Raw genomic sequence first — 24,161 nt, 5'->3', positions numbered from 1 at the left:
GTGGTCTCCTCTCCGGTGTGCCGCGCCGTCAGCCGGTGAACCCGGCGATGATGCTGGTGAACTGCCAGGGCTCCTGGTCCACTCCGGAGCAGGTGTCGTCGTTCGGGTACTCACCGGGGCACGGCCGGTCGCGGTTGACCGACCAGAAGGAGAGCCGGGCCAGATGGTGCTGCTGGGCGTAGTCGGTGATGGCGGTGAAGTCGTCCGTGGTCACCGTCTCCTGGACGTCGGTGATGCCGTTCATCGAGGACAGCCCGCTGTGCGCGTACGCCTCCTCGTCGCTGTACCCGTAGGCGTTCTTGACCGAGTCCTTGAGTCCGTCGGTGGCCTGCTCGGTGAGGTCGGCCATGTTCTGGCCCGCGCCGCCGAAGTCGAACGGCATGATCGTCCAGCCGTCCACCTCGAGTCCCGAGTCGGCGGCCCGCCCGATCATGCTGTCGTCGGGGCCCGACTGGTCGCTGGGGAAGGTCACATAGGTGACCAGACCTGCGTTGTCCGCCTTGACCTGCTTCAGCGCGTCGATCGTCTTCTGCTGCGTGGCCGGGTCGTTGTACGCGTCGCCCTCGATGTCGATGTCGATCGCCTTCAGGCCGTAGGCGTCGATCACCTTCTGGTACGCGCCGGCCAGCGCGGACGCGTCCGCGCAGCTCTGCTCCAGCTTGTTGCCGTTCGCGCCGCCGAACGACGGGACGACATCGCCGCCCGCGCCCCGCACGGTGTCGATCGTCTGCTCGTCGACGCCGCCGCCGAGCGGCCTGCTGCCGTCCCACTGCGGGTCGCAGCCGCCGCTGTCCAGCACGAACGCCATGGTGAACCAGCGGACACCGGTGGCGTTCATGACCTCGGTCGGATCCGGCGGGTTGCCCCAGCCGTTGTACAGGTACGGGGCGACGGCCTGCGGCGCCGCGGCCGGCGCGGCGTCCTCGGGGGCGGCGTAGGCGTTGGCCGCGAAGGTGGCGCCCGACGCGACGGCGGCGGCGCAGACGGCGACGGCCGACCTGCGGAGCAACCGCCGGTTCGCGGATGTGGCATGGCGTGCTGAACTCATGTGGGGGGCCTTCCGATGTGGGGGGAGGGAAGGTGTGAAGCGGGCTGTGCGGGCGGCACGCGCCGGAACGCGAAGGCGGTGATCGCCCAACAGGCCCTGCTCCATGATTAATTCAAGGCTTGAGTTAACTCGTGGGCCCAAGGGGCGTCAAGGGGTTGGATGCCGGCAGCACGCATTCGTCTCTTGAACAAAACGGATGGACCCGGCAGCCTGCGCCTTCGTAATGTCCCTCCATGGACAACGCGCGGAACACCGTCGGCGGCCCGGTCGTCGACGTACTCTCCCGGTACGAACCGGCCGGTCCCGCAGAGGCGGCGGACGCCCGGCGGGTGCGGGAACTGGCAGGTGGCGGCGGGGATCCCTGGCTGCGCTCGACCCCGCTGCACACGACGGCGTCCGCGCTGATCGTCCACCCGCCCACCGGCCGGGTCCTGCTGCGCCGGCACGCCCGGCAGCGGTCCTGGCTCCAGGTCGGCGGCCACGGCGACCCGGGCGAGAGCGACCCGGTGTCGATCGCGCTGCGCGAGGCCGTCGAGGAGACCGGGCTGAGCGATCTGCGGCCCTGGCCGGACGCCTCCCTCCTCCAGGTGGTGATCGTCCCGGTCGCCGCGGGGCGCGGCGAGCCCGCGCACGAACACGCCGATCTGCGCTTCGTGTTCGCCACCGACGAACCGGACGCCGCCCGCCCGGAGAACCCCGACGCTCCGCTCCGCTGGCTCACCGTCGCCGAGGCCATGGAGACCACGAACGAGGCCAATGTCCGCGAGGCGCTGCGGCGCGTGGCGCTGCTGCTCGACGAGGCCGGGCACCGTCCGGCGGGGGCCCCCGCGCCGCGCCGCTGACCTGGCATGCAAGAGTTCCGGTGAGTGAGCCAGGTCCGAACGCAGTGAGGGAGAGCGCCGTGCGCCACACGCCAGAAGGGTCCGAATCCGGTCAGGCGGCGCCGGCGGTGACGAACTGGGCCCGCAACATCTCCTTCCGCGCGGCCCGGGTGCACGCGCCGTCGTCGGTGGAGCAGGTGCGGGACATCGTCGCGAACAGCGCCCATGTCCGGGCGCTCGGCAGCGGCCACTCCTTCAACGCCATCGCCGACACCACGGGCGACCTCGTCTCCGTCGCCGCGCTGCCGAAGACCATCGACGTCGACACGGCGGCGCGGACCGTCACCGTCGGCGGCGGCATGCGGTTCGCCGAGTTCACCGGAGCCGTGCACGAGGCGGGACTCGCGCTGCACAACCTCGGCTCGCTCCCGCACATCTCGGTCGCCGGGGCCTGCGCCACCGGAACCCACGGCTCCGGCATCGGCAACGGCTCGCTGGCCACCGCCGTACGCGCCCTGGAGATGGTCACGGCCGACGGCTCGCTGCGCACCCTCGACCGGGACGACGACGACTTCGCGGGCGCCGTCGTCGCGCTGGGCTCCCTCGGCGTCGTGACCCGGATGACCCTGGACCTGGTGCCGCGCTACGAAGTCCGGCAGTGGGTGTACGAGGGGCTGTCGTACGCCGCGCTGCGGGAGAGCTTCGAGGACGTCTTGTCCGCCGCGTACAGCGTCAGCCTCTTCACCCGCTGGCGGGCCGAGCGGATGGAGCAGGTGTGGCTGAAGCAGCGCGAGGGCGACCAGGAGCAGCCGGCGCCCCGCACCTGGCTCGGCGCCACGCTCGCCGACGGGCAGCGCCATCCGGTGCCCGGGATGGACCCGGTGACCTGCACGGTCCAGGGCGGGGTCGCCGGACCGTGGTACGAGCGGCTGCCGCACTTCAAGCCGGAGTTCACCCCGAGCAACGGGGACGAGCTGCAGAGCGAGTACTTCGTCGCCCGCGAGGACGGCCTCGCCGCCTTCGACGCGCTGGCCCGGATCGCACCGCTGATCGCCCCGGTCCTGCAGATCGGCGAGATCCGCACCGTGGCCGCCGACGGGCTGTGGCTGAGCCCCGCGTACGGCCGCGACTCGGTGGCCTTCCACTTCACCTGGGTGCCGGACACGGCAGCGGTGACGCCGGTGCTGACCGCCATGGAGGAGGCGCTGGCCCCCTTCGCCGTCCGGCCGCACTGGGGAAAGCTGTTCACGACCGGGCCCGAGCGGCTGCGGGAGCTGTACGAGCACTACGCGGACTTCGAGGCGCTGGCGAGCGCGTACGACCCGCGGGGCACGTTCCGTAACGACCTGACCACGCGATTCTTCCCCGGAAGCCCGGCGTGACGCTATTTGTCACATAGCTTTCACTTTGGCTATAGCCGAGACACAGTTTGTGTTTCTACTGTCTCGGACATGCCCCGTTCGACGCTGTACACCTCCGCCGCCATCGCCCTGTTCGTGGTCGTCTGGGCGGCGGTGGACGGTGGCCAGTCACCGGCCAGCGGCGCGGTGCCGCCCGCGCCCCGGTCGAGCAGCCCGCTGACCCCGCTGTCGTTCCCGGCAGCCCCCGGGCCCACCGGACCGCTGCCCAGGGTGCTGCCCCCCGGCGTACCCGCGCCGTCCCCGAAGGCCGCGCCGACCCCAAGGGCCGCGGTGAAGCGGACCTCGTCGGTCGAACCGGCACCGGCCACCGGTGTCAAACCCGCGCAGGACCCGCAGAAGCTGCTGGCCGACCTGATGGCACCGATCGACGCGGCGACCTCCGCCTCCGTCTCGGTCGCCGTCCTCGACATGACAAACGGGCGCACCGCGCGGTACGAGGTACAAGCGGGCCGGACGTACGACACGGCGAGCATCGTCAAGGTCGACGTCCTCGCCGCGCTGCTGCTGCGGGCACAGGACCGCGAACGCGGGCTCACGGCCCAGGAGAAGACGTACGCGAGCGCGATGATCCGGGTCAGCGACAACGACTCCACGGACGCGCTGTGGCAGATCATCGGCGGCGCGGGCGGGCTCGAAGCGGCCAACCGCCGACTGGGGCTGAAGGAGACGGACGCCGGGGCCGGCGGGCTGTGGGGCCTCACCCAGACGACGGCGGCGGACCAACTGACCCTGCTGTCGGCCGTGTTCGGTGACCACTCGGCGCTCGACAAGGCGTCGCGGGCGTATCTGCGCGGACTGATGGGCGAGATATCACCCGGGCAGGACTGGGGGGTCTCGGCGGCGGGCCGCACCGACGGACTCAAGAACGGCTGGCTGCCGAGGAGCGCGACCGGGCTGTGGGACATCAACAGCATCGGCAAGGTGACCGCGGGCGGACACGCCTGCCTGCTGGCGGTGCTGTCGAAGGGACACACCGGCCAGCGGGCCGGGATCGAGGTGGTCGAGCAGGCGGCCAGGGCCGCCGTCAAGGCGCTCGGCCTGAAGAGCGCGGGCTGAGCGCGGGCGCCGGACAGCAGCCGCGCTCAGCGCCGCGTTCGCTCAGCGCCCCATCAGGTCGGTCTGCCGGATCTTGTTCGTCACGTCGAGGGCCGCCACCTTGTACGACTCGGCGAGCGTCGGGTAGTTGAAGACCGCGTCCACCAGATAGTCGACCGTGCCGCCGTTGCCCATCACGGCCTGCCCGATATGGACCAGCTCCGTGGCCCCCGAGCCGAAGCAGTGCACCCCGAGCAGCCGCCGGTCCTCGGGGGACACCAGCAGCTTCAGCATGCCGTGCGCGTCCCCGATGATCTGCCCGCGCGCCAGCTCCCGGTAGCGGGACACCCCCACCTCGAACGGCACCCGCTCGTCGGTGAGCTGGTCCTCGGTCTTCCCGATGAAGCTGATCTCCGGAATGGTGTAGATGCCGATCGGCTGGAGATGGTGCATCGGGTTCACCGGCTCGTCGCAGGCGTGGTAAGCGGCGGCCCGGCCCTGCTCCATCGAGGTCGCGGCCAGCGCGGGAAAGCCGATCACGTCGCCGACCGCGTAGATGTGCGGCACGGACGTGAGGTAGTGCTCGTCCACGCTGATCCGGCCGCGCTTGTCGGCGGTGAGCCCCGCCTTTTCCAGGTCGAGTTCGTCGGTGAGCCCCTGCCGGCCCGCCGAGTACATCACCGCGTCAGCGGCTATCTTCTTGCCGCTCTCCAGGACGGTCAGCGTGCCCTGCTGGTGCCGCTCGACAGCGGCGACCGTCTCACCGAAGCGGAACGTCACCGCCAGGTCCCGCAGCCCGTACTTGAGCGCCTCGACCACCTCGGCGTCGCAGAAGTCCAGCATCGAGTCGCGCTGCTCGACCACGGTGATCTTGCTGCCGAGCGCGGCGAACATACTGGCGTACTCGATGCCGATGACGCCGGCGCCCACGATGACCATGGACCGGGGCACCCGGTCCATGTTGAGGACGCTGTCGGAGTCCATGACCGTGCGCTCGTCGAACTCGACGCTCGCCGGGCGCGCGGGCCGCGTGCCGGTGGCGACGACGATGTGCTCGGCGGTCACCAGCCGGTCCTCGCCGCCCGCGTCCCTGACGGCGACGGTGTGCTCGTCCATGAACCGCCCGGTCCCCGGCAGCAGGGTGACCTGGTTCCTGGCGAGCTGGCTGCGGATCACATCGACCTCGCGGCTGATCACATGGTCCGTACGGGCCGTCAGATCCGCGATGGTGATTTCTTCCTTGAGCCGGTAGCTCTGCCCGTACAGGTCGCGCTGGGTGAGGCCGGTGAGATACAGCACCGCCTCGCGCAGCGTCTTGGACGGGATGGTGCCGGTGTGTATGGAGACGCCGCCGACCATGTCGGTCCGGTCGACGATCGCGACTCTGCGGCCGAGCTTTGTCGCTGCGATGGCGGCCTTCTGGCCGCCCGGGCCTGATCCGATGACAAGCATGTCGAAGTCGCGCACGCACAGGAGTCTGGCATTCGCGGCGGCTTCCCGGAAGAGCGGATCCGGTTGCCTGCCGTCCGGCTGCCGCCGCGGCGCCGCCCGCCCCGGTGTTTCGGCTTGTCAGCCGTCCAGGTGGCCTCGGCCTCCGATGCGTTTCCCCTCGCCCGCACCGGGGAGGCGATCTTCTGACACTCACCGGGGGCAGACCGACGGAGGCATCAACGTGCCCGCAGTTCCCACCATCACGCTCAACAACGGTGTCGAGATCCCGCAGCTCGGCTTCGGTACCTTCCAGATCCCGCCGAAGGAGACCGAGGCGGCGGTGCTGGCGGCCCTGGAGACCGGCTACCGGCACATCGACACGGCCGAGATGTACGGCAACGAGAAGGAGGTCGGCAAGGCGGTACGCGCGTCCGGTCTCGACCGGGGCGACGTCTTCGTCACCAGCAAGCTGAACAATCCGTACCACGCCCACGACGACGCGCTGCGCGCGTTCGAGCAGAGCCTCGAAGACCTGGACATCGACTATCTCGACCTGTTCCTGATCCACTGGCCGATGCCCGCCGTCGGCGACTTCGTGGAGACCTGGCACGCCATGGAGGAGATGTACCGCTCGGGCCGGGTGAAGGCGGTCGGCGTCTCGAACTTCAAGCCGCACCACCTGCGCAGGCTGCTCACCGACAGCGTCATCGTGCCCGCCGTCAACCAGATCGAGGTGCACCCGTATCTGACGCAGGACGACGTGCGCGCCTTCAACGCCGAGCACGAGATCGCCACCGAGGCCTGGTCGCCCATCGCGCAGGGGCTGGTCCTGGACGACCCGACGATCACCGGCATCGCCGAGCGGGTCGGCAAGTCCGCCGCGCAGGTGACGCTGCGCTGGCATCTGCAGCGCGGCGACATCGTCTTCCCGAAGTCGGTGACGGCCGAGCGGGTGAAGGAGAACTTCGACCTCTTCGACTTCGAGCTGACCGAGGGCGACATCGCCGAGATCACCGCGCTGAACAGGGACGAGCGGACCGGGTTCGACCCCGACCGGATGAACGCCACCCCCTGAGCCCAGCAAGATCCGTACGGCAGGGCCTAGGTTGGGCGGGCGGCCGGTCGTTGCGAGCAGATAGGGCAGTCAGTGGTTCTGAAGACGTTCCGATGGGCCTTCCTCATCAGCCTGCTCGGCCTGGCGGCCGGGGTCCTCTACGACGGCTGGGCGGGGCTCGGGGTCGTGGCGATCCTGGCCGTCCTCGAAGTGTCGCTGTCCTTCGACAACGCGGTGATCAACGCCGGAATCCTGAAGAAGATGAATGCCTTCTGGCAGCGCATCTTCCTCACCGTCGGCGTGCTGATCGCCGTCTTCGGCATGCGGCTGGCCTTCCCCATCGTGATCGTCACCATCACGGCCAGGATCAATCCGGTCGACGCGGTACGGCTCGCGTTCAACGACAAGGACCGCTACGAGCAACTGGTGACCGACGCGCATCCGTCGATCGCCGCCTTCGGCGGGATGTTCCTGTTGATGATCTTCCTCAGCTTCATCTTCGAGGAGCGGGACATCAAGTGGCAGGCGTGGCTGGAGCGCCCGCTGGCCAGGCTCGGCAGGGTCGAGATGCTCTCGGTCTGCGTCGCGCTGATCGTCCTGCTGATCGCGGCGCTGACCGTGGCCACCCACGCCCATCAGCACGGCGGCCACCACGCCGACAAGTCCGGCACGGTCCTGACGGCGGGGGTGGCGGGACTGATCGCCTATCTGGTCGTCGGCGGTCTCTCCACCTTCTTCGAGAACCGGCTGGAGGAGGACGAGGAACGCGCGGAGGCGGAGCGCGAGACGGCGGGCGCCGAGCAGGGGGCGGGCTCGGGGGCGGGCCTCACCGGCAAGGCCGCGTTCTTCATGTTCCTCTACCTGGAGGTGCTGGACGCGTCGTTCAGCTTCGACGGAGTCATCGGCGCTTTCGCCATCACCAACGACATCGTGCTGATGGCCCTCGGCCTCGGTATCGGCGCCCTGTACGTCAGGTCGCTGACGGTCTACCTGGTGCGGCAGGGGACCCTGGACGACTACGTCTACCTGGAGCACGGCGCGCACTACGCGATCGGCGCCCTCGCCGTGATTCTCCTCGTCACCATCCAGTACGAGATCAGCGAGCTGATCACCGGACTCGTCGGGGTCGTGCTGATCGGATGGTCGTTCCTCTCGTCGGTCCGGCGGAACAAACTGCGGTCCGTCTGAAGATCACAGACGAAGATCACGAGCTGAAGATCCGATCAATGCGGGCGGCGGCGTGGTAATTACTGGTGCGTTTCCTCTTGACGGCACCAGACCTCCGATGTTCACTGCGTGCTGTGTACCTGTCACATCGCTGTTTCGCGCGGGTTACCGGTCGGGACCGGTGACCCGCTCCGGCAGGTTCCGCATCTCACCCGCGCTTTCGGATCAGCCGCCCCCCGCCCATCGCCGCTCGTGGGAGTGACACACATACGATGAAAAGACCCACTCGACTCTTCGCCCTCGCCATAGCCGCCGCCTGTATGGTCGGCGGCCTCGCCGGCATACCGGCGGCGTCCGCCTCCTCCACCGACGCCGCGTTCAACTCGGCGACGGGCGGGCTCAACGTCGACTACGCGAAGTACCTCTCCAAGCACGACATCGTCTACAACCGGCCCAACACCGACCCCGACTACGGTCTGACGGTGGGCAACGGCAAGACCGGTGCGATGGCTTGGAACGACAACGGTCTGAAGATGCAGGTGTCCGGCGTGGACACGTCGGAGCAGACGGCGTTCGGCGCCGGGCTCGTCAAGCTCAACACCACGCCCGCGATGGACACCGGCTACAGCACGTTCCAGCAGCGCCTGTCGCTGTACAACGGCACCCTCACCACCAAGTACGACAGCAACCGCACCGTCACGGTCATGGGCAAGCCCAACTCCGAGGTGATGGGCGTCCATGTCGACGACACCCGCGGCGGCGTCTCCAGCGTCTCGCTCGACCTGAGCCTGTGGGACCTGAGCCAGCTCAGCAACAGCGGTGACGTGCCCAACCTGGACACCTGGAAGAACGTGTCCACCTACGCCGACTCGACCGGCGCCGGCATCAGCAGGGGACAGGCCGACCCGAACAACTTCGGCTACACGCTCGCCGCCACCGTCGAAGGCGCGCCCTTCACCACGAAGGTCGTCGACTCCAAGACCGTACGGCTGACGATCACCCCGTCGAGCAGCTACACCATCTGGTTCACCACCAGCACCCGGCTGAACGCGTCGGACCACAATTCGGTCAACGCGGCCAAGAGCGCGCTGAGTTCGGTGAAGAGCACCGGATACGCCTCGACCCTGACGAGCTATCAGAACTGGTGGCACTCGTTCTGGCAGAAGTCGTTCGTGCAGTACTCCAACGCGGCCGGCGACGCCGACTACATGGAGAACGCCTACTACCTCGGCACGTACATGATCGCCGCGGGCGGGTTCGGCAACTACCCGTTCCACTTCATCAACGGTGACTTCAGAGCCACCGGCGACACCACCAAGTGGAGCAACGCGTACTGGTACTGGAACCAACGGGACGTCTACAACTCGTTCCTTGCGTCCAACCACGCCGACGTGATGAACACCTTCAACAACCTGTACAGCCGGAACTTCAACACGCTCAAGGCGTACACGAAGACCCGGTACAACGTCGACGGCATCTGGGTGCCGGAGACCATGGGCTGGGACGGCAACGCCCGCGGCACGGTGAACAGCGACTACACCAAGAACATCTGGTCGACCGGCTACGAGGCCGCGTTCAACATGTACCAGCAGTACAAGTACACCAACGACAGCAACTACCTGCGCAACACGGCCTATCCGTTCATGCGCGAGGTCGCGAAGTTCTACACGCAGATGCTCTCGGTCGACAGCGCGGGCAAGTACTACGTGGCGTCGTCCAACTCGCACGAGACGTACTGGAACGTGCCCAACGCGATCACCGACCTGGCCGCCGTGCGCAGCCTGTTCCCGATCGCCATCCAGACGGCGAAGGACCTCGGCCAGGACGCGTCGCTCGTCCCGCAGTGGCAGAAGGTCCTGGACAACCTGATCGCCTACCCGTCGGACGCGAACACCTATCTGCCGCACACCCCGCCGATCGCCCAGACCCGCAACAACGAGAACGTCGCGTCCGAGCTGATCTGGCCGTACAACATCACCGGCATCGGCTACCCGGACCAGCAGAAGGCCGTCAACACCTGGAACGCGCGGCCGTTCCCGTACGGCAACGTGTGGGCCAACGACGCGGTGCAGGCGGCCCGGCTGGGGCTCGGGAACCAGACCTTCGACGGCATGAAGACGATGCTGAAGAAGTACCAGACGTATCCCAACGGTCTGACCGACAACACCAACGGTGTGTTCGAGTACTTCGGTGTGCATCTGTCGGCGATGAACGAGTCGCTGCTCCAGTCGTACAACGGCAAGATCAGGGTCTTCCCCGCCGTGCCGTCCGATTCGAGCTTCGTCGGCAAGTTCACCCTCCAGGCGAGCGGCGGCTTCACCGTGTCGTCCGAGCGCGAGGCGGGCGAGGTCAAGTACGTCGGGCTCAAGAGCCAGTACGGCAACAGCACCACGGTCGTGAACCCGTGGGGCAACCAGCAGGTCCGGGTCCGCAAGGCGTCGGACAACTCGACCGTACTGACCACGAGCGACCCCGAGTTCAAGCTCACCACGGCGGCGAACACCGTGTACGTCGTGGAGCGCACGGCCAAGCCGCTCAGCGGCTACTCGGCGACCACGCTGACCGGCACCGCCAACCAGGACGCCAAGACCCTGGCCGGCACCAACTCGACGCTGGGCATCGGCAAGACGGCCAACCCGATGGTCAACGACTCGGCGGTGACGTACGACAGCAACTGGTACGGCACCAGCGCCCGCGGCTACGGCGACTACAACGACGACACCCACCACAGCACGGTCGTGGGCGCGACGGCCCAGTACACCTTCACCGGCACGGGCATCCAGTACCTGTCCGAGCGCAACGGTGACATGGGCAAGGTCGACGTCTATCTCGACAACGCGCTGCAGGGCACGGTCGATCTGTACGTCTCGGGAGCGAGACAGGCGCAGCAGGTCGTCTGGCAGAAGTCAGGACTGGCCGGCGGCTCGCACACGATCAAGGTGGTCAACAAGAGCACATCGGTCGGCATGATCGACGCCTTCCGTATCACTCCCTGACCGCTCGGCCCTGAGGAGCGCGCGAGGCTCAGCCGCCCTGCGCCACGGTCCGGTCCCCGGTGTGTTCCGCCGGGGGCCGGACCTCCGCCTGCTGGGTGCGCTCGGCGTCGGCCAGCAGCGAGTGGCCCGTCGCCAGCACACCGATCGCCACGAGCACGGCCCCCGCGCCCAGCCAGAACGGCACATGCACGGTGTAGTGCTCGGCCAGCTTGCCCGCCGCGTACGGCGCGAGACCGCCGCCGATGAAGCGGACGAAGCCGTACGCCGCCGAGGCGACGGGACGCTCCACCGGCGCGACCGTCATCACGGCCTGGGTGGTGATGGTGTTGTTGATGCCGATGAAGGCGCCGGAGACGATCACGGCGACGATCAGCGTGGTCCGCGAATCCGTGAAGGCGGCGATGACCGCGATGTCGACCGCGAACAGCGCCAGATTGAGGTAGAGCGCCCTGGCGATGCCCAGCCGGGCCTGGAGCCTGGGCGCGCCGAAGACGGCGAACAGCGCCACCAGCACGCCCCACCCCGTGAACACGTAGCCGAGCTGATGGGTCCCGAGGTGCATGGGGAACGGCGCGTAGCCGAGCACGGTGAAGAAGCCCCAGTTGTAGAGCAGCGCGGTCAGCCCCATGGTCAGCAGGCCGCGGTGGCGCAGCGCCCGCAGCGGGTCGAGGACCGACGTCCGGTGCGCGGGCGGCGGCGTCGGCTGTACGAGGGTGAGCGTGGCGACCAGGGCGAGCGCCATCAGGACGGCGACGCCGAAGAACGGGCCGCGCCAACTGATGCCGCCGAGTTCCCCGCCGAGCAGCGGGCCGATGGCGATGCCGATGCCGAGCGCCGTCTCGTACAGGATGATGGCGCCCGCGAAGCCGCCGCTCGCCGAGCCGACGATGACCGCCAGCGAGGTCGCGATGAACAGCGCGTTGCCCAGCCCCCAGCCGGCCCGGAAGCCGACGATGCCGGCGATGCTGCCGGAGGCGCCGGCCAGCGCGCTGAAGGCGACGATCAGGATCAGCCCGGCGACCAGCGTGCGCTTGGCGCCGATCCGGCTGGAGACGAAGCCGGTGAACAGCATGGCGACGGCGGTGACCACCAGATAGCTGGTGAACAGCAGGGTCACCTGGCTGGGGCTGGCCTTCAGCCCGTCGGCGAGGGCGGGCAGGATCGGGTCGACGAGTCCGATCCCCATGAAGGAGATCACACAGGCGAAGGCGACCGCCCAGACGGCCTTCGGCTGGCGGAACGGGCTCGGGGCGCCGGGAGCGCCGCCGTGCGCCGCCTCGTGGAGGGGCGCTGAGGCGTTTTCACTGTCGGTCACAAAATAAGGTGTACCACGCATCTATTTCTGTCGCCAGACCCGCGTCAGCCCATCGCGCGGTCGAGGTTGATCGCCGAACTGATCAGCGCCAGATGCGTGAACGCCTGCGGGAAGTTGCCCAGATGCTCGCCCGTCAGACCGATCTGCTCGGCGTAGAGCCCGACGTGATTGGCGTAGGTGAACATCTTCTCCAGCGCGACCCGCGCCTCCTCCACGTCACCCGAGCGGGCCAGCGCCTCCACCCACCAGAACGAGCAGATGGAGAACGTGCCCTCGGTGCCGTCGAGACCGTCCGGCGCCTGTTCCGGGTCGTACCGGAAGACCAGGCTGTCCGCCACGAGCCTGCCCCGGATCGCCGCGACGGTCGAGTGGAACCGCTGGTCGGCGGGGGAGATGAACTTGACCATCGGCATGAGCAGCGCCGAGGCGTCCAGGATCATCTCCACCTCGCCGTCGGGCTCGGCGCTCAGCCGCTGGACGAACGTGCCCGCCACCGGGTCCCAGCCGCGCGCCATGATCGCGTGGTAGATCCGGTCGCGCACCTGGGTCCAGCGGCCCAGATCCCCGGGCAGGCCGCGCTGCCTGGCCATCCTGATCATGCGCTCGACGGCCACCCAGCACATCAGCCGCGAGTAGGTGTGGTGCTGCCGGCCGGCCCGGGTCTCCCAGATGGACTCGTCGGGGGTGTCCCAGTTGTCCATCAGCCAGTCGAGGATCTCGCACAGATCCGTCCAGCCCTCGTGCGAGATGCCGCCGCCGTGCTTGTTGAACAGATAGACCGAGTCGATCAGCTCGCCGTAGATGTCCAACTGGAGCTGGCAGCTCGCGTCGTTGCCCGTGCGGACCGGGTACGAGCCCCGGTACCCCTCCAGATGGCCGAGCACCTCCTCGGGGAGGTACGCGTCGCCGTCGATGGAGTACATGACCCGCAGCGGCCCGGCGCCCTGGTCGGTCGCCGTGCGCAGCCGCTCGGTCAGCCAGCCGATGAAGGCCTCGGCCTCGTCGGTGAAGCCGAGCCGCAGCAGCGCGTAGAGGGAGAACGCCGCGTCCCTGATCCACACGTACCGGTAGTCCCAGTTGCGGCCCCCGCCGATCCGCTCGGGCAGGCCCAGCGTCGGCGCGGCGATGACGGCGCCGGTCGGTTCGTGGGTGAGCAGTTTGAGGGTGAGCGCCGAGCGGTGGACCATCTCGCGCCAGCGGCCCGTGTAGCCGGACTGGGAGAGCCAGCGGCGCCAGAACGCCACCGTCGCGTCGAACAGCACCTCCGCCGCCTCGGGGCCCACCGGCTCATCGGGGAACTCGGCGCCGTCGGCCGCCGCCTCCAGCACGAACAGGGCGCTCTCGCGCTCGGCCAGCTCGAACGCGCCGTACGCGTCGTCCCCCTCGATGTCCAGCCGCACCGTCGAGCGCACCGACAGGGACAGCGTCTCGCCGGTGAACACCACCCCGTCCGGCACCCGGGCAAGGGTGTGCCGGTCGCGGCCGTAGTTCATGCGCGGTGCCACCCGCACCGACATCCGCATCCGGCCCCGTACGTTGACCACGCGCCGCACCAGCCGCTGGCGGTGCTCGCTGTCCCGGGCCCGCAGGACCGGCATGAAGTCCTGGATCTCGACGATGCCGTCCTCGGTGAGCATCCGGGTCACCAGGATGTTGGTGTCGGGGAAGTAGAACTGGTGCCGCTTGGCGATCCGGCAGGACGGGGCGATCTCCCAGTAGCCGCCCTTGCCGGCGTCCAGCAGCGAGGCGAAGACGCTGGGGGAGTCGAACCGGGGGGCGCAGAACCAGTCCACCCGGCCGTCCGTACCGACCAGCGCCGCGGTCCGCAGGTCACCGATCAGGCCGTGCTCGGCGATCGGCAGATAGTCCTCGGCCTTCATCCACCGAGTCTCACCCGCGGACCGCCGCCCCGCACACCGGTCGCCGACCTTCCCGCGGATCGCGCACTCAGCCCTGGCGGGCCTTGAACCGGGGGTCCTTCTTGTTGATCACGAAGACGCGGCCCCGCCTGCGGACGACCTGCGCCCCGGGCTTGGACTTCAAGGACCGCAACGACTTGCGCACCTTCATGGCCCGCTCCCTTCCTTGGATGTTCATGACAACAGTGCGCCGGGCTCCGCCATTCCCCGGCCCCGCCCCGTTCGCGGCCCGTCCCGCGGCCTCCCGGCGTAGGCTGATAGCCCCGGGCGCATCGAGGAGACGACCAGTTCAGGGGTGGTGGCATGGTCAACCCGACGATCTTGACCGTCGACGACGATCCGGCGGTCTCCCGAGCCGTCGCACGCGACATCCGGCGGCGCTACGGCGAGCGCTACCGCGTCGTGCGCGCGGCCTCGGGAGAGGACGCGCTGGAGGCGCTGCGCGAGATCAAGCTGCGCGGGGACCAGCTCGCGATCATCCTCGCCGACTACCGGATGCCGAAGATGAACGGCATCGAGTTCCTGGAAGCGGCGATGGACCTCTTCCCGCTCGCCCGGCGGGTGCTGCTCACCGCGTACGCGGACACCGGCGCGGCCATCGACGCCATCAACGTGGTCGATCTCGACCACTACCTGCTCAAGCCGTGGAACCCGCCGGAGGAGAACCTCTACCCGGTCATCGACGGGCTGCTCGACCTCTGGCTCGCCACCCCCGACCCCTCGGCCACCGAGACCCGGGTCGTGGGCCACCGCTGGTCGGCCCCCTCCTTCGCGGTACGCGACTTCCTCGCCCGCAATCTCGTGCCGTACCGCTGGCTCCAGGCCGACGAGCCCGAGGGCAGGCGGCTGCTCGACGCGGCGGGCGCCGCCGAGGGCGACGTCCCCCTGGTGATCACGGCCGACGGCGCGTCCCTGATGGCGCCGACCGACGCCCAGCTCGCCGCCCATGTCGGCCTCACCACCACACCCACCGCCGACTTCTACGACCTCGTCGTGGTCGGCGCCGGGCCCGCGGGACTCGGCGCCGCCGTGTACGGCGCTTCCGAGGGGCTGCGTACGGTCCTGGTGGAGCGCCAGGCCACCGGCGGCCAGGCGGGCCAGAGTTCGCGCATCGAGAACTACCTGGGATTTCCGGACGGGGTCTCGGGCGCCCAGCTCACCGAGCGGGCCCGCAGGCAGGCGACGAAGTTCGGCGCCGAGATCCTCTCCACCCGCGAGGTCATCTCCATGGAGGCGCCCGGCTCGGGCCGGGTGCTGCGGTTCGGCGACGGGACCTCGATCACCGCGCACACCGTCGTCCTGTCCACCGGAGTCTCCTACCGCCGGCTGACCGCGCCGGGCCTTGAGGAGTTCACCGGCGCCGGGGTCTTCTACGGGTCCACCGTCACGGAGGCGCACACCTGCTCCGGCGAGGACGTGTACCTGGTGGGCGGCGCCAACTCGGCAGGCCAGGCCGCCGTCTACTTCTCCCGCTACGCGCGCCGGGTGCATCTGCTCGTCCGCGGCGAGGATCTCGCACGGTCGATGTCCAGCTACCTCATCGACCAGCTCCGCGACATCGACAACGTCGTCGTGCACCCCTGGACCGAGGTCGTCGAGGGCAAGGGCGGCGACCACCTCCAGCAGTTGACGCTCAGGGACACCAGGACCGGCGACACGGAAACCGTCGAGACGTCCTGGCTGTTCGTCTTCATCGGCGCCGAGCCCCGCACCGAGTGGCTGGACGGCGTGGTCGAGCGCGACGAACGCGGGTTCGTCCTCACAGGACCCGACCTGGTCGCGGCGGGCCGTCGGCCCGCGTCCTGGCAACTGCCGCGCGACCCGTACCACTTGGAGTGCAGCGTGCCCGGTGTCTTCGCGGCGGGCGATGTCCGCGCCACCTCGCTCAAACGCGTCGCGTCCGCCGTGGGCGAAGGCGCGATGGCCATCTCGCTGGTCCACCGCTATCTGGAGGCACAGTGACCGACACCGTCCGGCTGAGTCCGGAAGAGCTGCGCACCCTGTTCCTGTTCGAGGCCCTGGACGACGACCAGTTGGTGTGGCTGTCCGAGCGGGGGAGCGTCGAGGAGCGGGCAGGCGGCAGCGTCGTCTACGAGGAGGGCGAGCCGGCGACCTGCTTCTTCGTCCTGCTGAGCGGCGCCGTGTCGCTCAACAGGCGGCTGCACGGCGACGACATCGAGGTCAGCAGGACCGACCAGCGCGGTGTCTACAGCGGCGCCATGCAGGCGTATCTCGGCGACCGCGTCGAGCAGTTGTACGCCAACACGCTGCGGGCCGTCAGCGACGCGACGTTCTTCGTGCTGCCCGCCGACGAGTTCGCCACGGCCGTCCGCGAGTGGTTCCCGATGGCGCTGCATCTGCTGGAGGGGCTGTTCTTCGGCACCCGCGCCGCCAACACCATCGTCGGGGAGCGGGAGCGGCTGATCGCCCTCGGCTCACTGTCGGCCGGCCTCACCCACGAGCTGAACAACCCCGCCGCCTCCGCCGTCAGGGCCACGGCGGCGCTGCGCGACCGGGTGGCCGGCATGCGGCACAAGCTCGCCCTCATCGCCGACGGCCGGGTCGACGGCACCCGGCTGCACGGCCTGGTGGAACTGCAGGACGCGGCGGTGAAGCAGGCGGCGGCCGCCCCGCCGCAGACCGCGCTCGGCGCTGCCGACGCCGAGGACGAACTGGCCGACTGGCTCGAAGAGCACGGCGTATCGGGCGCCTGGGACCTCGCGCCCGCCATGGCGGCAGGCGGCATCAGCGTCCCCTGGCTGGCCACCGTCGAGGACACGGTCGGCGCGGCCTACCTGGACTCCGCCGTGCGCTGGATCGCGTACACCATCGACACCGAACTGCTGATGGGCGAGATCGACGACGCGGTGACCCGGATCTCCGGTCTGGTCGGGGCCGCCAAGCAGTACTCGCAGCTCGACCGCGCCGCGCAGCAGACCGTCGACGTGCACGCCCTGCTCAACGCCACGCTCACCATGCTCCAGGCGAAGATCCCCCAGGGTGTCAAGGTGGTCAAGGACTACGATCCCGACCTGCCGGGCATCCGGGCGTTCGGCGCCGAACTCAACCAGGTGTGGACCAACTTGATCCACAACGCCCTGGACGCGATGGACGGCACGGGCACGCTCACCCTGCGCACCAGGCACGAACCGGACCGGGTGCTCGTCGATGTGATCGACACGGGCTCCGGCATCCCGCCCGAGGTCAGGCCGCGGATCTTCGAGCCCTTCTTCACCACGAAACCCGTCGGTGAGGGCACCGGCCTCGGCCTCGACATCTCGCACCGCATCGTCGTCAACAAGCACGGCGGCGACATCCGGGTCTACTCGGAGCCGGGCAGCACCCGGTTCGAGGTGTGCCTGCCGATCACCCAGGAACCGCCGGAGGAGCCGCCGGTCGCTCCGGAGGGCCCTGGGGACTGACGGCGCGGCGCGCGCGGGGCGCTACGCGGCCCTGCGCAGGAAGTCGCCGAGGCCGCCGATCAGCCGCTCGACGTCGTCGTCGTTCGTGTACGGGGCGAGCCCCACCCGCAGCCCGCCGGTGTCGCCGAGGCCGAGCCTGCGCGACGCCTCCACCGCGTAGAACGACCCGGTGGGCGCGACGACCCCCCGGTCGGCCAGGAAGCGGTACGCGTCCCGCGCGTCGCGGCCGTCGAAGGTCAGCAGCAGCGTCGGGGTGCGGTGCCGGGCCCGCGAGTACAGCGTGACGGCCGGCAGTTCGCTCAGCGCCTCCTCGATCCGGCTCCGCAGGACGTCCTCGTGCGCCTCCAGCGCGGCGAACGACCCGGCCAGCCGCGCCCGCCGCGAGCCGTCCGAGGGACCGGCGAGCGCGGCGAAGAAGTCCACCGCCGCGCGCACCCCGGCGAGGAATTCGTACGGCAGGGTGCCCAGTTCGAAGCGCTCGGGCACGGTGTCGGCGGACGGCACCAGCTTGCCGGGCCGCAGCCCCTCCAGCAGCGCGGCCCGGCCGGCGAGCACCCCCAGATGGGGCCCGCAGAACTTGTACGGGGAGCAGACCAGGAAGTCCGCGCCGAGCGCGTCCCTGTCCACATACGTGTGCGCCGCCGCGTGCACCGCGTCGACATGGAGCAGCGCACCCGCCTCATGGACGAGCCGCGCGATCTCCCGCACCGGCGGGCGGGTGCCGATGAGGTTCGAAGCGGCCGTGACGGCGACCAGCCGGGTGCGCTCCGAGAGGACGGCGCGTACGTCGTCGGCGGTCAGCTCGCCCGACGCCGGGTCGAAGTCCGCCCACCGCACGGTCGCCCCGGCGGCCTCCGCCGCCTGGATCCACGGGCGCACATTGGCGTCATGGTCCAGCGTGGTCACCACCACCTCGTCACCCGGCGCCCACGAAGCGGACAGCGTCCGGGACAGGTCGTACGTGAGCTGCGTCGCGCTGCGGCCGAAGACGATCTCCGAAGGCTCGGTGCCGAGCAGATCCGCCATCGCCCGGCGCGCGGCCGTGACAAGCTCGCCCGCGTTCCGCTCCCCGGCGGTCCTGCCGCCCCCGCCGTTCGACAGCGGCGCCGCGAGCGCCGCGCCGATCGCGTCGATGACGGGCCGAGGCGTCTGCGTACCGCCGGGTCCGTCGAAATGCGCGCACCCGGCCCGCAGGGCGGGGAACTGCGCGCGGACCGCCTCGACGTCGTACGTCATGGAGAACTCCTGGGTCATGTCGGGGCTGGTGAGCCTAATCGAACAGGCCTTGCGCAATCGCTGGTTACACATCCACTCGATATGTGAAGCTTTGGCCATGAGCACTCCTCAAGACCCCCTCGCCCTCAGACTGAAGACGGACCGTCCGCACTCGGCGCGCGTATGGAACTACCTTCTGGGCGGCAAGGACCACTACCCCGTCGACGCCGAGACCGGCGACGTCATCCTCAAGACGTTCCCCGACATCGCCCGTATCGCCCGCGCGCAGCGGGCCTTCCTCGCCCGCTCGGTCCGCTTCCTGGCGGGCGAGGCGGGGATCCGGCAGTTCCTGGACATCGGCACCGGCCTGCCCACCGCCAACAACACCCACGAGGTGGCCCAGCGGCTGGCGCCCGAGTCCCGGATCGTCTACGTCGACAACGACCCGCTGGTCCTCACCCACGCCAGGGCGCTGCTCACCAGCACCTCCGAGGGCGCGTGCGCGTACATCGACGCCGATCTGCGGGACGCCGGCAAGATCCTGGCGGAGGCGGCCAAGACGCTGGACTTCAGCCGTCCGGTGGGGCTGACGATGCTCGGCATGCTGGGTCAGCTCTCCGACGCGGAGAAGCCGCAGGACGTGGTGGAGGAGATGCTCGCGGCGCTGCCCTCGGGCAGCTATCTGGCGCTCAGCGACGGCACCGACGGCAACGAGACGGCGAACCAGGCCATCGCCGTCTACAACGCCAACTCGGCCAGTTCGTACCATCTCAGGCCGCCGGCGCAGATCACCGAGTTCTTCACGGGACTCGAACTGGTCGAGCCCGGCATCGTCATGACGTCGGAGTGGCGGCCGGACCCGGACGACACCGGCGACTTCGGCCGGGTGGAGTCCGTCGCGGGTGTGGGACTCAAGCCCTGACCCGGACGGAACCGTGACCTCCGCCCGGCCCGTGCGTTGTACGGATCATGAACATGCGTCGAATCCTCACTGCCGCGGCGGCAGGTTCCGCCTTCCTCGCCGCCCTTTCCCCCTCGGCCCAGGCCCTCGACTTCGGCGGCACCCTCAGCGGTGCCGCACAGACGGCGGCGGCAGCCGGCGGACAGGTCGAGCCCGTGGCCGACGGCGCCCTGGGTGAGAAGGCGGCCGCGGTGCAGGGTGTGGTCAAGGGCGGCACCCAGGTGGTGAAGTCCGGCAACGACCTGCTGCACTGAGCGGCTCCGTCAGCGACCCGGTGGCCGGGCACCCCTGGTGCCCGGCCACCCGTCTGTCCACGGCTACCGGGGCGGCCGGGGGCTGCCGAGATGCGTCGCACGGCGGGCGGCGGAGAATGGAACGGGCCAGGCCAGCCCCTGGGGCGAGAGCGTCCAGCTCGTCGGGACGACGGGAAGGGCCGCCATGCAGACCTCCACCAGCCCGGCCGCCGGCGGAACGTATCTCACCCCGGCCGAGCGCGCGGCAGCGGGCAAGGCGGCCCGCCGGACGCTGCCGAGATCGGCGCACGGCGAATTCACCGCCGCTACCGACCGCCCCGACCCGATCGACGTGATCGAGGGCCAGTCGGCGACCCGCGTACCGGATCTCGTCCCCATCCGCTATGGGCGGATGGCGGAGTCGCCGTTCCGCTTCTACCGGGGCGCCGCCGCGATCATGGCGGCCGACCTGGGCGCGGCGCCGCACACCGGTCTCACCGCCCAGCTCTGCGGTGACGCCCATCTGATGAACTTCCGGCTGCTCGCCTCGCCCGAGCGGCGGCTGATGTTCGACATCAACGACTTCGACGAGACGCTGCCGGGCCCCTGGGAGTGGGACGTCAAACGGCTGGCCGCCAGCCTCGTCATCGCGGGCCGGGAGAACGGCTACTCGGCGAAGGAGCGCGCCGGAATCGTCCGGGCCGCCGTCGGCGCGTACCGCGAGCGCATGCGGTACTTCGCCGGGCTCGGCAACCTCGCCGTCTGGTACGAGCGCGCCGACGTGGAGGAACTGCGCGCCACGGCGGCCGGGCGGCTCGACAAGCGGGGCCGCGGCCGGGTCACCAAGGCGGTGGGCAAGGCCAGGACCAGGGACAATCTGCGGGCGTTCGAAAAGCTCACCCGCCTGCTGCACGGCGAACGCCGCTTCCTCGCCGACCCGCCGCTGATCGTGCCGCTCGACGACATGCTGCCCGGCGCCGAGCGCGACCGGCTGGAGGCGGGCCTGCGCGAACTCGTCGACCGCTACGCGGGCAGTCTGTCCATGGACCGGCAGCATCTGCTCCGGCAGTACCGGGTCGTCGACATCGCCCGCAAGGTGGTCGGTGTGGGCAGCGTCGGCACCCGCTGCTGGATCGTGCTGCTCCTCGGCAAGGACGACCAGGACCCGCTGATCCTCCAGGCCAAGGAGGCCGACACCTCGGTGCTCGCCGAGCAGGTCGGCACAAGCGCCTACGACAACCAGGGCCGCCGGGTCGTCGCCGGCCAGCGGCTCATGCAGTCCGTCGGTGACATCTTCCTCGGCTGGGACCGGGCCAAGGGCCTCGACGGCAGGCAACGGGACTTCTACATCCGGCAGTTCAACGACTGGAAGGGTGTCGCCGTACCCCAGATCATGGTGCCGCGCGGGATGCGGGTCTTCGGCGAACTCTGCGGCGCCACCCTGGCCCGCGCGCACGCCAGGTCGGGGGACCGGATCGCCGTCGCCGCCTATCTGGGCGCAGGGGACGCCTTCGACCGGGCGCTGGCGCGGTTCGCCGAGAGCTACGCCGACCAGAACGAACGCGACCACCGCGCGCTGACCGAGGCGATCGGTACCGGGCGCGTGATTGCGGTCACGACCTGACCATCTTTGGTGACTGATATACACCATTCGTGTAACCATGGGCACGGAAATCCGTATCTCCAGGGATATCGGACCTCTGAAGAAGTGGCGAGTGGAATATGCGCATGCGCATGGGCCGAAGCAGGAGCAGCATAGGCATCGCACTGGCGACGGGCGCGGTGATCGCGGGCGCCAGTGCCTGCGGCGGCAGCGTCTCGGCCGCCGCCGACGCGAAGCCACCGGTCTCACCGACCGTGAGCGCGCACCAGCAGCCTGTGGCATCGGCATCGGCATCGGCATCCGCCTCCGCCTCCGCGCCGGCCGCCGCCTCCCCCTCCGCTTCTCTCTCCGCGTCCGCGCTCGCCTCGTCATCGACGCCCGCGCAGCCGAAGCCCGACCCCAAGCCCGCGCAGCCGATGCTGCTGAACACGATCACCCCGAAGAACGACGCCACGGTCGGCGTGGCCATGCCGATCTCGGTGGTCTTCAGCAACCCGGTGGCGGCCTCGGCGCGCGCGGACGTCGAGCAGCATCTCAAGGTGTCCGCCTCGGAGCCCACCACCGGCGCCTGGCACTGGTTCAGCGGCACCCGCGTGGACTGGCGGCCGCAGAGCTACTGGAAGTCCGGTACGCAGGTCAGGGTCGACGCCGAGCTGACCGGCGTGAGCAACGGGAACGGCCGCCTCGGGACCCATGACTACGAGCACTCGTTCACCATCGGGGACGACGTCGAGGCCGCCGTCTCCGTGCCAGGACACACCCTGAAGATCACCAAGAACGGCGCCCCCGTCCGTACGCTCCCGATCGACGCGGGCAGCAAGGACTGGCCGTCCTGGAACGGCACCATGGCGGTGATCGACAAGGAGCGCACCGTCCATATGACCTCGTGCAGCGTCGGGATCAGTTGCGACAAGAAGGACAAGGACTTCTACGACCTGAAGCTGCCCTGGGACGTCCACCTCACCACGTCGGGCACCTACATCCACTACTCCACCGGCGACCCGTACCCGGGGCACAGCGTCGGCTCGCACGGCTGCGTCCACCTGTCGATGGCCGACGCGAAGTGGTTCTACAACTACGTCAAGCAGGGTGACCCGGTCACCATCACCGGCTCACCGCGCGGCAAGGCCGCCGCCGACAACGGGTACGCGGCCTTCAACCTGTCGTGGTCGAAGTGGCTGGCCGGCAGCGCCGACGGCGCGCAGACGACCGCCACGATCTTCTAGCCGTTCGCGTCGTCGGCCGCCGCCCGCAGCGCCGCCAGGTCGATCTTCTTCATGCCGAACATGGCTTTGACGGCGCGCTCGGACCGCGCGGGGTCCGGGTCGCCCAGCACCTCCGCCATGCCGACCGGGACGACCTGCCAGGACAGCCCGTACTTGTCCTTGAGCCAGCCGCACTGGACCTCTTCGCCGCCGTCCGTGAGCTTGTCCCAGTAGTAGTCGACCTCGTCCTGGTCGGCGCAGTTGATCAGCAGCGAGATCGCCTCGTCGAAGGTGAAGTGCGGGCCGCCGTTGATCGCCGTGTACGGCTGGCCGTCCAGCACGAAATCGACGGTCAGCACCGAGCCGGCCGGGCCGGGGCCAGCCTCGCCGTAGTGCGTGATGTTGGTGATCTTCGAGTTCGGGAACACGGAGATGTAGAACTCGGCCGCCTGTAGGCCCTGGGTGTCGAACCACAGGTTGGGCGTAATCCGGGGCATGGCGCTCTCCTTCGTCAGGGCGCGTCCGTCAGGGGCGCGTCGTCCGTCTGCCACTGTTGACCGCTCCGGCGGTCAGAAGTCATCGCCCCTGTGGACATGAAGATGCTCGACGGTGAAGGACATCGCCGTCAGGTCGGGCGCGGGCGCCGGGTGGTACATCCCGGCGCAGACGGACAGGTTCACGATGAGATACGCCCGCCACTGCCGGCCCACGCCCCGGCCGTCGGCGAAGGCCCGTACCCCGTTGACCCACCAGACGACGGACCTGGCCCCGAACTCCACCTTCAGATCCACCCAGGCGCCCGGCGCGACGGACGCGTGGGTGTAGCCGCGGTGGCCGCCCCTGACATGGTTGGTCAGCTCCAGCAGATGGGGGTTGTCCGGGTGGTACTCGAAGACGTCGACCTCGTTGCCGCCCTCGAACCAGGTCCAGACGGCGGGCCACGCGCCGGTCTCCACGGGCAGCCGCACCCGGGTGTCGAGGATGTCGCCGGCGCGGAGCATGAAGCCGTCCGCGCTGCCCTCGGTGGTCAGCAGCCCGGTGTCCCAGTCGCCGTCGGCGCGGCGGCAGGCGCGGAAGGTGCCGCCCCTGCTGAACTGCGGATCGGCCACGAGATGGTCCAGCTTGTTGTCGCCCGGGTTGGTCGGCCCGCCGTCCGGATAGGCCCAGGAGCGGCCCGCCACCCACTGGTCGGCGCTGGCGAAGTCGGCGGTCAGGACGGGCGGCCCGTACCGCCGGGGCGGCGCGGCGGGCGCCGGTACGGCGAGCCTCGGCCTGAGTTTCTGGGCGAGCCATTCCCTGAGTCCGGATCCGTGAT

Annotated in this window: 20 protein-coding genes; 12 read left to right on the top strand and 8 right to left on the bottom strand. The window is 69.7% G+C overall.

Translation table 11 applies throughout. From position 1 onward, the window contains the following. Positions 1-28: 28 nt before the first annotated feature. Entirely contained in the window at positions 29-1,048 is a 1,020-nt protein-coding gene (locus tag ACZ63I_RS07275) for a chitinase (RefSeq protein ID WP_469336237.1), read from the bottom strand. Between the two features lie 233 nt (positions 1,049-1,281). On the opposite strand from ACZ63I_RS07275, the gene ACZ63I_RS07270 reads away from it, so the two are divergent. The 3 genes from ACZ63I_RS07270 to ACZ63I_RS07260 all read left to right on the top strand — a co-directional run bounded on the left by ACZ63I_RS07270 (position 1,282) and on the right by ACZ63I_RS07260 (position 4,346). After that, complete coding sequence (locus tag ACZ63I_RS07270; RefSeq protein ID WP_469336236.1) at positions 1,282-1,890, top strand: NUDIX hydrolase; 609 nt, start codon at positions 1,282-1,284, stop codon at positions 1,888-1,890. 59 nt (positions 1,891-1,949) lie between these two features. Continuing rightward, a complete protein-coding gene (locus ACZ63I_RS07265) occupies positions 1,950-3,251 on the top strand; it encodes an FAD-binding protein (RefSeq protein WP_469336234.1) in 1,302 nt (433 codons plus the stop codon). A 69-nt stretch (positions 3,252-3,320) separates the two neighbouring features. Further along, a complete protein-coding gene (locus tag ACZ63I_RS07260; RefSeq protein WP_469336233.1) occupies positions 3,321-4,346 on the top strand; it encodes a serine hydrolase in 1,026 nt (341 codons plus the stop codon). A gap of 42 nt (positions 4,347-4,388) precedes the next feature. Here the strand turns inward: ACZ63I_RS07260 and sthA are convergent, their stop codons facing one another. Continuing rightward, positions 4,389-5,792 (bottom strand): Si-specific NAD(P)(+) transhydrogenase, encoded by a 1,404-nt coding sequence (sthA, locus tag ACZ63I_RS07255; protein ID WP_469336232.1) that lies wholly within the window; start codon positions 5,790-5,792, stop codon positions 4,389-4,391. Positions 5,793-5,997: 205 nt separating this feature from the next. On the opposite strand from sthA, the gene ACZ63I_RS07250 reads away from it, so the two are divergent. The 3 genes from ACZ63I_RS07250 to ACZ63I_RS07240 all read left to right on the top strand — a co-directional run bounded on the left by ACZ63I_RS07250 (position 5,998) and on the right by ACZ63I_RS07240 (position 10,973). Continuing rightward, positions 5,998-6,831 (top strand): aldo/keto reductase, encoded by an 834-nt coding sequence (locus ACZ63I_RS07250; protein WP_469336230.1) that lies wholly within the window; start codon positions 5,998-6,000, stop codon positions 6,829-6,831. Positions 6,832-6,903: 72 nt separating this feature from the next. Beyond that, the gene (locus ACZ63I_RS07245; protein ID WP_469336228.1) at positions 6,904-7,998 is read left to right on the top strand and encodes a DUF475 domain-containing protein; all 1,095 of its coding nucleotides are present in this window, start codon (positions 6,904-6,906) and stop codon (positions 7,996-7,998) included. Positions 7,999-8,249: 251 nt separating this feature from the next. Beyond that, positions 8,250-10,973: a glycosyl hydrolase family 95 catalytic domain-containing protein gene (locus ACZ63I_RS07240; RefSeq protein ID WP_469336226.1), complete on the top strand. Its 2,724-nt coding sequence runs from the start codon at positions 8,250-8,252 to the stop codon at positions 10,971-10,973. 28 nt (positions 10,974-11,001) lie between these two features. On the opposite strand, the gene ACZ63I_RS07235 is transcribed toward ACZ63I_RS07240, so the two are convergent. The 3 genes from ACZ63I_RS07235 to ykgO form a co-directional block, all read right to left on the bottom strand. Beyond that, complete coding sequence (locus ACZ63I_RS07235) at positions 11,002-12,288, bottom strand: MFS transporter (RefSeq protein ID WP_469336225.1); 1,287 nt, start codon at positions 12,286-12,288, stop codon at positions 11,002-11,004. A gap of 44 nt (positions 12,289-12,332) precedes the next feature. Then, positions 12,333-14,168, bottom strand: a complete 1,836-nt coding sequence (locus ACZ63I_RS07230) for a glycoside hydrolase family 15 protein (protein WP_469336223.1) — start codon at positions 14,166-14,168, stop codon at positions 12,333-12,335. A 67-nt stretch (positions 14,169-14,235) separates the two neighbouring features. Further along, entirely contained in the window at positions 14,236-14,358 is a 123-nt protein-coding gene (gene ykgO, locus ACZ63I_RS07225) for a type B 50S ribosomal protein L36 (RefSeq protein ID WP_469337027.1), read from the bottom strand. A 152-nt stretch (positions 14,359-14,510) separates the two neighbouring features. Between ykgO and ACZ63I_RS07220 the strand changes: the two genes are divergently transcribed. Then, positions 14,511-16,169 carry an NAD(P)/FAD-dependent oxidoreductase gene (locus tag ACZ63I_RS07220; RefSeq protein ID WP_469336221.1) on the top strand — a complete coding sequence of 553 codons (1,659 nt, stop codon included), beginning with the start codon at positions 14,511-14,513 and terminating at the stop codon, positions 16,167-16,169. Continuing rightward, positions 16,166-17,629, top strand: coding sequence for an ATP-binding protein (locus ACZ63I_RS07215; RefSeq protein ID WP_469336220.1), 1,464 nt, complete (start codon positions 16,166-16,168; stop codon positions 17,627-17,629). Before ACZ63I_RS07220 ends, ACZ63I_RS07215 begins: the two co-directional genes overlap by 4 nt. Before the next feature lie 21 nt (positions 17,630-17,650). Here ACZ63I_RS07215 and ACZ63I_RS07210 read toward each other — a convergent pair whose 3' ends face one another. Then, positions 17,651-18,865 carry a cysteine desulfurase-like protein gene (locus ACZ63I_RS07210; RefSeq protein ID WP_469337025.1) on the bottom strand — a complete coding sequence of 405 codons (1,215 nt, stop codon included), beginning with the start codon at positions 18,863-18,865 and terminating at the stop codon, positions 17,651-17,653. Positions 18,866-18,962: 97 nt separating this feature from the next. On the opposite strand from ACZ63I_RS07210, the gene ACZ63I_RS07205 reads away from it, so the two are divergent. The 4 genes from ACZ63I_RS07205 to ACZ63I_RS07190 all read left to right on the top strand — a co-directional run bounded on the left by ACZ63I_RS07205 (position 18,963) and on the right by ACZ63I_RS07190 (position 22,867). After that, entirely contained in the window at positions 18,963-19,766 is an 804-nt protein-coding gene (locus ACZ63I_RS07205; RefSeq protein WP_469336219.1) for an SAM-dependent methyltransferase, read from the top strand. 53 nt (positions 19,767-19,819) lie between these two features. After that, positions 19,820-20,059: a hypothetical protein gene (locus tag ACZ63I_RS07200; RefSeq protein ID WP_469336218.1), complete on the top strand. Its 240-nt coding sequence runs from the start codon at positions 19,820-19,822 to the stop codon at positions 20,057-20,059. Positions 20,060-20,243: 184 nt separating this feature from the next. After that, entirely contained in the window at positions 20,244-21,662 is a 1,419-nt protein-coding gene (locus ACZ63I_RS07195) for a DUF2252 domain-containing protein (protein ID WP_469336216.1), read from the top strand. A 110-nt stretch (positions 21,663-21,772) separates the two neighbouring features. Then, a complete protein-coding gene (locus ACZ63I_RS07190) occupies positions 21,773-22,867 on the top strand; it encodes a L,D-transpeptidase (protein WP_469336214.1) in 1,095 nt (364 codons plus the stop codon). Here the strand turns inward: ACZ63I_RS07190 and ACZ63I_RS07185 are convergent. Then, positions 22,864-23,343, bottom strand: a complete 480-nt coding sequence (locus ACZ63I_RS07185; protein WP_469336213.1) for a VOC family protein — start codon at positions 23,341-23,343, stop codon at positions 22,864-22,866. The two genes, ACZ63I_RS07190 and ACZ63I_RS07185, sit on opposite strands and share 4 nt — an antisense overlap. 72 nt (positions 23,344-23,415) lie before the next feature. Then, complete coding sequence (locus tag ACZ63I_RS07180; protein ID WP_469337024.1) at positions 23,416-24,060, bottom strand: beta-glucanase; 645 nt, start codon at positions 24,058-24,060, stop codon at positions 23,416-23,418. Positions 24,061-24,161: the final 101 nt, after the last annotated feature.

It is taken from the genome of Streptomyces sp. NPDC087906, from assembly GCF_055584925.1.
This window is presented reverse-complemented; position numbering and strand designations above follow the sequence as displayed.

Excerpts from the sequence above, each read along its gene's own strand:
- ACZ63I_RS07240 (WP_469336226.1), top strand. The coding sequence starts at position 8,250 with ATGAAAAGACCCACTCGACTCTTCGCCCTCGCCATAGCCGCCGCCTGT.
- ACZ63I_RS07200 (WP_469336218.1), top strand. The coding sequence starts at position 19,820 with ATGCGTCGAATCCTCACTGCCGCGGCGGCAGGTTCCGCCTTCCTCGCC.
- ACZ63I_RS07190 (WP_469336214.1), top strand. The coding sequence starts at position 21,773 with ATGGGCCGAAGCAGGAGCAGCATAGGCATCGCACTGGCGACGGGCGCG.
- ACZ63I_RS07230 (WP_469336223.1), bottom strand. The coding sequence starts at position 14,168 with ATGAAGGCCGAGGACTATCTGCCGATCGCCGAGCACGGCCTGATCGGT.
- ACZ63I_RS07195 (WP_469336216.1), top strand. The coding sequence starts at position 20,244 with ATGCAGACCTCCACCAGCCCGGCCGCCGGCGGAACGTATCTCACCCCG.
- ACZ63I_RS07220 (WP_469336221.1), top strand. The coding sequence starts at position 14,511 with ATGGTCAACCCGACGATCTTGACCGTCGACGACGATCCGGCGGTCTCC.
- ykgO (WP_469337027.1), bottom strand. The coding sequence starts at position 14,358 with ATGAAGGTGCGCAAGTCGTTGCGGTCCTTGAAGTCCAAGCCCGGGGCG.
- ACZ63I_RS07205 (WP_469336219.1), top strand. The coding sequence starts at position 18,963 with ATGAGCACTCCTCAAGACCCCCTCGCCCTCAGACTGAAGACGGACCGT.
- ACZ63I_RS07185 (WP_469336213.1), bottom strand. The coding sequence starts at position 23,343 with ATGCCCCGGATTACGCCCAACCTGTGGTTCGACACCCAGGGCCTACAG.
- ACZ63I_RS07210 (WP_469337025.1), bottom strand. The coding sequence starts at position 18,865 with ATGACGTACGACGTCGAGGCGGTCCGCGCGCAGTTCCCCGCCCTGCGG.
- ACZ63I_RS07260 (WP_469336233.1), top strand. The coding sequence starts at position 3,321 with ATGCCCCGTTCGACGCTGTACACCTCCGCCGCCATCGCCCTGTTCGTG.
- ACZ63I_RS07270 (WP_469336236.1), top strand. The coding sequence starts at position 1,282 with ATGGACAACGCGCGGAACACCGTCGGCGGCCCGGTCGTCGACGTACTC.
- ACZ63I_RS07275 (WP_469336237.1), bottom strand. The coding sequence starts at position 1,048 with ATGAGTTCAGCACGCCATGCCACATCCGCGAACCGGCGGTTGCTCCGC.